This window comes from Kocuria sp. CNJ-770, from assembly GCF_001942375.1.
Taxonomy (GTDB): Bacteria; Actinomycetota; Actinomycetes; order Actinomycetales; family Micrococcaceae; genus Kocuria; species Kocuria oceani.
This window is the reverse complement of the sequence record NZ_MKJW01000165.1, coordinates 1-7,759: the sequence shown is the minus strand read 5'-3', so window position 1 is coordinate 7,759 and position 7,759 is coordinate 1. Positions and strand designations below refer to the sequence as shown.

9 protein-coding genes are annotated in these 7,759 nt (G+C 74.5%); 6 read left to right on the top strand and 3 right to left on the bottom strand.

Annotated elements, in window-relative coordinates; all coding sequences use genetic code 11:
* Positions 1–58: 58 nt before the first annotated feature.
* Together BJF77_RS22945 and BJF77_RS22405 are read right to left on the bottom strand one after the other, a co-directional pair.
* Positions 59–559 (bottom strand): DUF3499 family protein, encoded by a 501-nt coding sequence (locus tag BJF77_RS22945; RefSeq protein WP_075873129.1) that lies wholly within the window; start codon positions 557–559, stop codon positions 59–61.
* A gap of 14 nt (positions 560–573) precedes the next feature.
* The gene (locus BJF77_RS22405) at positions 574–1,104 is read right to left on the bottom strand and encodes a WhiB family transcriptional regulator (protein ID WP_075873128.1); all 531 of its coding nucleotides are present in this window, start codon (positions 1,102–1,104) and stop codon (positions 574–576) included.
* A 312-nt stretch (positions 1,105–1,416) separates the two neighbouring features.
* On the opposite strand from BJF77_RS22405, the gene BJF77_RS18850 reads away from it, so the two are divergent.
* Entirely contained in the window at positions 1,417–2,205 is a 789-nt protein-coding gene (locus tag BJF77_RS18850; protein WP_139318664.1) for a TIGR03089 family protein, read from the top strand.
* A 10-nt stretch (positions 2,206–2,215) separates the two neighbouring features.
* Here the strand turns inward: BJF77_RS18850 and BJF77_RS18845 are convergent, their stop codons facing one another.
* A complete protein-coding gene (locus BJF77_RS18845; protein WP_075873127.1) occupies positions 2,216–2,860 on the bottom strand; it encodes a GtrA family protein in 645 nt (214 codons plus the stop codon).
* Positions 2,861–3,150: 290 nt separating this feature from the next.
* On the opposite strand from BJF77_RS18845, the gene BJF77_RS18840 reads away from it, so the two are divergent.
* The 5 genes from BJF77_RS18840 to BJF77_RS18820 form a co-directional block, all read left to right on the top strand.
* A complete protein-coding gene (locus BJF77_RS18840) occupies positions 3,151–4,266 on the top strand; it encodes a 5-(carboxyamino)imidazole ribonucleotide synthase (RefSeq protein ID WP_047804083.1) in 1,116 nt (371 codons plus the stop codon).
* Between the two features lie 136 nt (positions 4,267–4,402).
* Positions 4,403–4,888: a 5-(carboxyamino)imidazole ribonucleotide mutase gene (purE, locus tag BJF77_RS18835; RefSeq protein WP_047804116.1), complete on the top strand. Its 486-nt coding sequence runs from the start codon at positions 4,403–4,405 to the stop codon at positions 4,886–4,888.
* A gap of 49 nt (positions 4,889–4,937) precedes the next feature.
* Positions 4,938–5,864, top strand: a complete 927-nt coding sequence (locus BJF77_RS22235) for a hypothetical protein (RefSeq protein WP_075873125.1) — start codon at positions 4,938–4,940, stop codon at positions 5,862–5,864.
* Positions 5,777–6,553 (top strand): LCP family protein, encoded by a 777-nt coding sequence (locus BJF77_RS22230; RefSeq protein ID WP_075873124.1) that lies wholly within the window; start codon positions 5,777–5,779, stop codon positions 6,551–6,553. Before BJF77_RS22235 ends, BJF77_RS22230 begins: the two co-directional genes overlap by 88 nt.
* A 75-nt stretch (positions 6,554–6,628) precedes the next feature.
* Positions 6,629–7,759: GNAT family N-acetyltransferase (locus tag BJF77_RS18820; protein ID WP_255396367.1), on the top strand; the 1,131-nt coding region annotated here is incomplete at its 3' end.

The following is a 7,759-nucleotide window of genomic DNA, read 5'->3' as shown; positions in this document are numbered from 1 at the left end:
CCGCGCCCGCCGTGCCTCGGGCACGCCGCGCCGCTCGGGCTCGGCACCGCCGCGCCGCTCAGACCTCGGGCGCCGCGCGCCGCGTCGCCCGTGGGCCGCCGCAGGTGCGGCCGCCGCAGGTGCGGCGCCGCAGGCTCTCGGGCATCGGGACGTCGCGCGGGAGCGGCTCCGGGAGCCGGCGCTCCGGAACCGGACGGTCCGGGAGCGCGTCCCGGGGCGCGGCGGAGCGGGGCAGGGACACGTCGCGCAACACCGCCCGGGGACGCTCCCGGACGGCCGCGGGCGGCTCCGGTTCGCGGACCGCCTCGGCCACGGCACCGATGTCCTCGCGGCGTGCCCGGTCCTCCGGCAGCTCCAGGCGAACCACCTGCCAGCCGCGCGGCACCGTGAGCCGGTCGGAGTGCACCGCGCACAGGTCGTAGGCGTGGGGCTCGGCGTGGCCGGCCAGCGGTCCCACGACGGCGGTCGAGTCCGAGTACACGTAGGTGAGGGTCGTGACCGCGTCCCGCGTGCAGGTCTGGCGGGAGCAACGTCGGGTGGCACTGCCGGAGGAGCTCATCGCACGAAACTACCTCAGCGCGTCAGCCGGCGCAGGCGGCGGCGCTCCCGTTCGGACAGCCCGCCCCAGATGCCGAACTTCTCGTCCTTGCTCATGGCGTAGTCCAGGCACGCGCTCTGCACCGGGCACGCCTCGCAGACGCGCTTGGCGTCACGGGTGGATCCGCCCTTCTCCGGGAAGAACGCCTCCGGGTCCGTCTGGGCGCACAGGGCGTCGGTCTGCCAGGCGAGCTCGCCCTCGTCCTCCTCCACCGCGTACAGCCCGGCGACCGCGCCCCAGTCCAGGCCGCCGTCGGCGACCGGGGTCTCGAGCAGGTCCACGACCGGGCCGGCCGCGTCCCCCGAGAGGTTCTGCACGGTGTCGTGCGCGGCGAGGTAGGCGGTGGCCTGCTCCTCCAGGCTGCCGCCGGCGCGGCGGACGTGGCGCTCTGCGGCCCGAGGGTCGGCCGGATCCACGAACCAGTCCTCGGGCACCGAGCGCACGCTGCGCCGCGAGGTGCTGAGGGGGGTGGAATCGACGAGCTGCTGGCGTGCGGCCTCTCCCATGACTTTCCTTCCATCCGACACGTTGGCCCCGGACTGGCATACTGCGGGGGTACCAGTTCGTTACATCCCGGAGAACGTATCTTTGGTGATCGCCTGCCGGACTTCCTCATTACACGTGTGTAACTACTACTGCGTCAACCCTCTCGCCGGAGGGACCCTTGGAACCATATCGGCCCAGATTTCCTTTGGGAGTAGACGTTTTTCCAGGTCACGCCCGGTTTGGCGCGAGGCGCCCGGAAAAGCGAAGAATGCACGCCGACGCATATGCCTCGGGACGGCCTCCGGCGGCCCCGCATCCCTCAGGAGGAGCCCTTGGACATCCCTACCCCCACCTCTGTCCCCCGCTTGGTGGACAAGCTCCGCCGGAGCAGCCACCCCGCCCTCATCTGGTACGGGCAGGACGGCGAGCGCGTGGAGCTCTCCGGCCGGGTGCTGGACAACTGGGCGGCCAAGACGGCGAACCTGTGGGTGGACGAGCTGGACCTGCAGGCGGGCGACGTCGTCGCCCTGGGCGACGAGGTGCACTGGCGCGGCCTCGCCGTGGCCCTGGGCACGTGGACCATGGGCGCCGGGCTGCGGCCGGTCGACCCGTCCGGAGGTGCCCCGGAGCCCGGTGACCGGGCCGTGGCGGGACTCGTGGACGCCCGGGGTGCGCTTCCCGCCCTGCTCGGGCGGGTGCCCTCCGGGGCGCGGGCGGTGGTGCTGGACCGCCCGGCGCTCTCGCTCGGGTACCGGGGGGAGCTGCCCGAGGGGGACGCGCTGGACTACTGCGCCGAGGTGCGGTCCCACGCGGACGTGTACGAGGGCTTCGAGGAGCCGGACCCGGACGGGCCGGCCCTGTGGGCGGCGGGCGATGACGGGCCCCTGAGCCACGGGGCGCTGCTGCCGGACGCCGCCGCGCGCGTGTCCGGCCGGGAGCAGGCGTGGGGCGGGGCCGCGGCGGTGCACGTGCCCGGACGGCGGATGGACGCGGAGCACCTGCTGCGCGTCCTGGGCGTGCTGGCCGGTGGCCGGGCGGTGGTCGTCACGGACCGGCCGGCGGACGGCACCGACCCGTCCTGGGCGTCCGTGCTGGCGGCCGAGAACGCCGTGGCGTTCTGATCCGCTCCGCTCAGCGGCCCTCGGCCGGGCCCGCGCCCTCGTGGGCGTCCCGGCCGGGGTGCGCAGCACTCTCCCGGGGCGTGTGCTCGGCGGTCTCCCGCGGCGCCTGCTCGGCGGTTCCCCGCCGCGGGTGCTCGGCGCCGCCCGCGGGGGCGGCACCGGTGATCAGCGCGATCTCGAGGGCCGCGGTGTCGGCGAAGTTCGGGTCCTCGTCGAGCTCCTCGGTGAAGACCCAGAAACGGTAGGCGAAGTACCGGAAGATCGTGCCGAGGATGGTGCCGATGATCGTGCCGGAGACGAAGGACGCGTAGGCGCTCGTGAGGCCCAGCACGTAGTAGCTGAAGCCGAGGCAGCCCAGCTCGATGGCCATGCCGATGCCGTTGGCCACGAGGAACTGCACCAGCTCGCGGCGCTTGTCCGACTGGCGCTTGTGCCGGAAGGTCCAGAGGCGGTTCGCGACCCAGGCGAAGAGGATCGCGACGGCGGTGGCGACGAACTTGGCCTTGAGGTGACCGTCCTGGAACCAGGTGTGCATCAGCACCCAGGTGAGCGACGCGTTGATGACGAAGGCGAGCGCCCCGACGACTCCGAACTTCGTGAGTTCCTTGACGAACAGGTGCCACAGGGCATCGAAACGGTCGACGAGACGGTTCACGCGGCTTCAGGTCTCCCAGGTGGTGGGTCGGTGGGCGCCGGCCGGCGCAGCGGTCGACGGACGCGGGCAAGCCCCCGCGGCGGACCTCGGGACATCCTACCCCGCCCCTCCTGCGCGCTCCCTGGGCGTGGGCGCCCTGTTACGGGCCCGGCGACAGCCGGGGGACGGTCAGGTGACGGGCAGGGGACGGCCCGCCGGGCGGTCCCTCCGGGCCGGGATACGCTGGTCGGGTGAGAGCTTCTGGAACCGCACCTGTCGTCGGCGTCGTCGGAGGCGGGCAGCTCGCCCGCATGATGGCGCCCTCCGCCACCGCCCTGGGCATCGAGCTGCGCGTGCTCGCCGAGGGCCCCGACGTCTCGGCCGTCGCCGCCGTGCCCACCGCCCCGGTCGGCGACTACACCGACCTCGAGGCGCTGCGCCGGTTCGCCGCGGACGTGGACGTGCTTACCTTCGACCACGAGCACGTGCCCACCGAGCACCTGCACGCCCTGCTCGCGGAGGGCGTCGCCGTCCGCCCCGGGCCGGACGCCCTGGTGCACGCCCAGGACAAGCTGCGGATGCGCGAGGCCGTGCAGCGCCTGGGCCTGCCCAACCCCCGGTGGGCGGCGGTGGCCGACGCCGACGAGCTCGTGGCCTTCGGCGAAGAGGCCGGCTGGCCCGTGGTGCTCAAGACCCCGCGCGGGGGCTACGACGGCAAGGGCGTCATGGTGCTGGACACCGCCGCCGACGCCCGTGGCGAGGAGCCGGCGCAGTGGTTCGCGCGCACGGACGGACCGCTGCTGGCCGAGGAGAAGGTGCCGTTCTCCCGCGAGCTCTCGGCCCTCGTGGCCCGCACGCCCTCCGGCGAGGTGCGTGCCTGGCCGGTCGTGGAGTCCATCCAGGTGGCCGGCGTCTGCGACGAGGTGCTCGCCCCCGCCCCGGACCTGCAGCCCGCGGTGGCCGCCGCCGCCGCCCACGCCGCCCTGACCCTGGCCACCGAGCTCGGGGTCACGGGCGTGCTGGCGGTGGAGCTGTTCGAGAGCCCCGGCCGCGGCCCCGGGTTCCTCGTCAACGAGCTGGCCATGCGCCCGCACAACTCCGGGCACTGGACGATGGACGGGTCCGTGACCAGCCAGTTCGAGCAGCACCTGCGCGCGGTGCTCGACCTCCCCCTCGGGGAGACCGGGCTGATCGGCGGGTCCGCGGTGATGAAGAACTACCTGGGCGGGGCCAACCAGGACCTCTTCGGCGCCTACCGGGACGCGATGAGCGCCGAGCCCCGCGCCAAGATCCACAACTACGGCAAGGCGGTGCGGCCCGGACGCAAGATCGGCCACGTGAACATCACGGGCGCGGCGGACGAGATCCCGGAACTGCGCCGCCGGGCGTCCCGCGCCGCGGCCGTGCTGCGCGACGGCCGCGCCTGACCAGCGTGCCCCTCACGGTCCGTCCAGCCGGGACGGCTACCGTAGCCCCAGACCGGAGTGCGGTTGCGCCGCGCACCACCCCAGCAGTCCAGGAGTGCCAGTGAACGAGAAGCAGCAGCCCGTCGTGGGCGTCGTGATGGGGTCGGACTCCGACTGGCCCGTGATGGAGGCCGCGGCCACCGCCCTGGACGAGTTCGGCATCGCCTACGAGGTCGACGTCGTCTCCGCCCACCGGATGCCCGCCGAGATGATCGACTACGGCCGGCGCGCCCACGACCGCGGCCTGCGCGTGCTCATCGCCGGGGCCGGGGGCGCCGCCCACCTGCCCGGCATGCTCGCCTCCGTGACCCCGCTGCCCGTGATCGGGGTGCCCGTCCCCCTGCGGACGCTCGACGGCATGGACTCGCTGCTGTCGATCGTGCAGATGCCCGCCGGCGTGCCGGTGGCCACCGTGTCCATCGGCGGGGCCCGCAACGCCGGGCTGCTCGCGGCGCGCATCCTCGCCGCGGGCGCGGACGACCGGGCCGCGCAGCTGCGCGAGCAGCTGGTGCACTTCGCCTCCGAGCTGCGGCAGACCGCCCAGGACAAGGGCGCCGCCCTGCGCTCGCGCCTCGGCGCCTGAGCCCGCCGCCCCGCCCTTCCCCACCCGCCCTTCCCCGCCGGAGCTGCCCGTGAACGGCCACACCCCCCGCGCCGAGCCGGACCCCCGTCCGCCGCACCGCCGACCTGATCCGGGACCCGGCTCCGGCGCGACGCCCGAGGACGCCGTCACCGCCGTGCGGCGGGGCGACGACGACGCCGCGTCCCCGCCGCGGCTCACGGACCCGCTGCGCCACCCGCAGCACGCCGGGGAGGGCACGCGCGCCCAGCGCGCCTGGACGCTGCTCCTGTCCACCCTCGTGGTTCCCGGCAGCGCCCAGCTCGTCGCGGGCCGGCGGGCGACGGGGCGCGCCGCCCTGAAGGCCGACGTGGTCGTCTGGGCGGCCCTGGCCCTGGCCCTCGTGAGTCTCCTGCTGTGGCGGACTCCTCTGATCTGGTTCCTGACCAACTCGCTGACGTCCCTGCTGCTGATCGCCGTGCTGCTGGGCCTGGCCCTGGGGTGGGCGTTCCTCTTCTTCGACACGCTGCGCCTGATCCGGCCCGGACTGCTCGCGCAGCGCACCCGCCGGGCGGTGGCCGCCGCCACCGTGGCGCTCATGCTCGTCACCTCGGGCGGGCTGGCCTACTCCGCCTATCTGCTGTCCGTGACCCGCGGGGCGGTCTCGGACGTCTTCGGGGGCGGACTGCCCTTCCGGCCCGCGGACGGGCGCTACAACATCCTGCTCATGGGCACCGACTCCGGGGAGGACCGCTCGGGCCGCCGCCCCGACTCGATGACGGTGCTCAGCGTGGACGCCGACTCCGGGCGGACCGTGACCATCTCCCTGCCCCGCAATCTGCAGAACGCCCCCTTCCCCGAGGACTCCCCGCTGGCCGAGGTCTACCCCGAGGGCTTCGACTGCGGCGACGAGTGCATCCTCAACGCCTCTACACCGACGTCACGAACAACCACGCCGAGCTGTACCCGGACGCCGCGGACCCCGGCGCCGAGGCCATGAAGGACGCCGCGTCGGGGGTGCTCGGCATCGAGGTCCAGGCCTACGCGATCGTCGAGATGAACGGCTTCGAACAGCTCGTGGACGCCCTCGGCGGGATCACCATCGACGTCGGCGGGCGCGTGCCGATCGGCGGCGGCACCGACCTGGTCACCGGCCTGCCGAACGAGATCTTCGGCTACATCGAGCCGGGCGTCCAGCACCTGGACGGCTACCACGCCCTCTGGTACGCCCGGTCCCGCGAGGGGGCCACCGACTACGACCGGCAGGCCCGCCAGCGCTGCGTGCAGGCCGCGATGCTCAAGCAGCTGAACCCCGTCAACGTCCTCGCCCGGTTCCAGGACCTCGCGGAGTCCGGCACGCAGGTCGTCGAGACCGACATCCCGCAGAGCCAGATCGGCTCGTTCGTGGACGTGGCCCTGAAGGCCAAGGAGCACGAGCTGGTGCAGTTCGCCGCCGGCCCGCCCTACTACGACCCGTCCTTCCCGACCTACCCGGACTACGACCGGCTGCACGAGGACCTCGCCCAGGTGCTGGAGGAGGCCACCGACCGCGGGGCCCGGGAGGCCGAGGCGCTGCCGCGCGGCGCGGCCGTGGGCCCGGGGGTCGCCATGGCCGTCCCGGTCCCGGCCGCGCTCCCCCGGGTGCCCGCCGAGGAGCTCACCCCCAACGGCACCTGCTCCGTGCCCTGACCTGGGCCGCCGTCCCGGCCCGGGGGCCCGGGCGACCGCGCCGGGGGCTCCTGGACGCACCGGTACAGTGGGGGCGTGGCGAACATACTTCAGTCGAATGCATGGGCCGATTTCCAGCGGAACCTGGGGCACCGGGTGTTCCAGGCCTCCGGGGACGGGTGGCGCTACCTCGCGGTCCTCGAGGGCGGCCGGCTCGGCCGCTACCTGTACTGCCCGTACGGCCCCGAGGCCGGCACCCCCCAGGCCTTCGAGGAGGCGCTCGAGCACCTCGTGCGCACGGCCCGGGAGGAGCGGTGCTGGTTCGTCCGGGTGGAGCCCGTGGACGCCGCCGTGACCGACGGGCTGGAGACCCCCGAGGCCTCGCTGCGCCGCCGCGGTCTGCGCCCGGCGCCGCGCCAGGTCCAGCCCGGGCACACCCAGGTGATCGACCTGACGCAGGACGAGGACGCGATCCTCAAGGACATGAAGTCCACCAACCGCAACCTGCACCGCAACATCGCCAAGAAGGGCGTGACGTTCACCGCGTCCACCGACCCGGGGGACGTCGACGTCCTGCTGGGCTTCCTCGACGCCACCGCCGAGCGCAAGGACTTCACCCGGCAGCAGGACGCCTACCTGCGCGAGGCCGCGCGCACGCTCATGCCGCTCGGTGCGGCCGTCCTGTACGTGGCGCGGCTGGACGGGCAGCCCATCGGCGCCTCGCTCGTCTACGACTCCGACGACACCCGCACCTACGCCCACGCCGCGATGGACTTCGAGCACCGCAAGCTCTCCGCGGGCATCCCGCTGGTCGTGCGGATGGTGCTGGACGCCCGGCAGAAGGGCCTGCGCCGCTTCGACCTGTTCGGCACGGCCCCCGAGGGCGCGGACCCGGAGCACGCCTGGCACGGCTTCACGAAGTTCAAGAAGTCCTTCGGCGGCCGCCCGGAGGCCTACCCGGGACCTGGGACCTGCCGGTGGGCCGCAGCCGGTACGCGGCCTACACCGGCCTGCGCGCCGCCCGCGAGACGGCCGCCTCGGCGCGCCGGGAGCTCCCGGGAGTGCCCGGGCGGCTCCGCGCGGCCCTCGCCCACCGCCGGGACGCCTGAGCGGATCGGCACGGACGGCGCACCGCCGGCGGGCGCCCTCCGGCCACGACGCCCGCCGGCGCGGAGGCCGCGCCGGTCCCGGACCGAGGCCCCGGAGGCGACGCAGCGCCGAGGCATC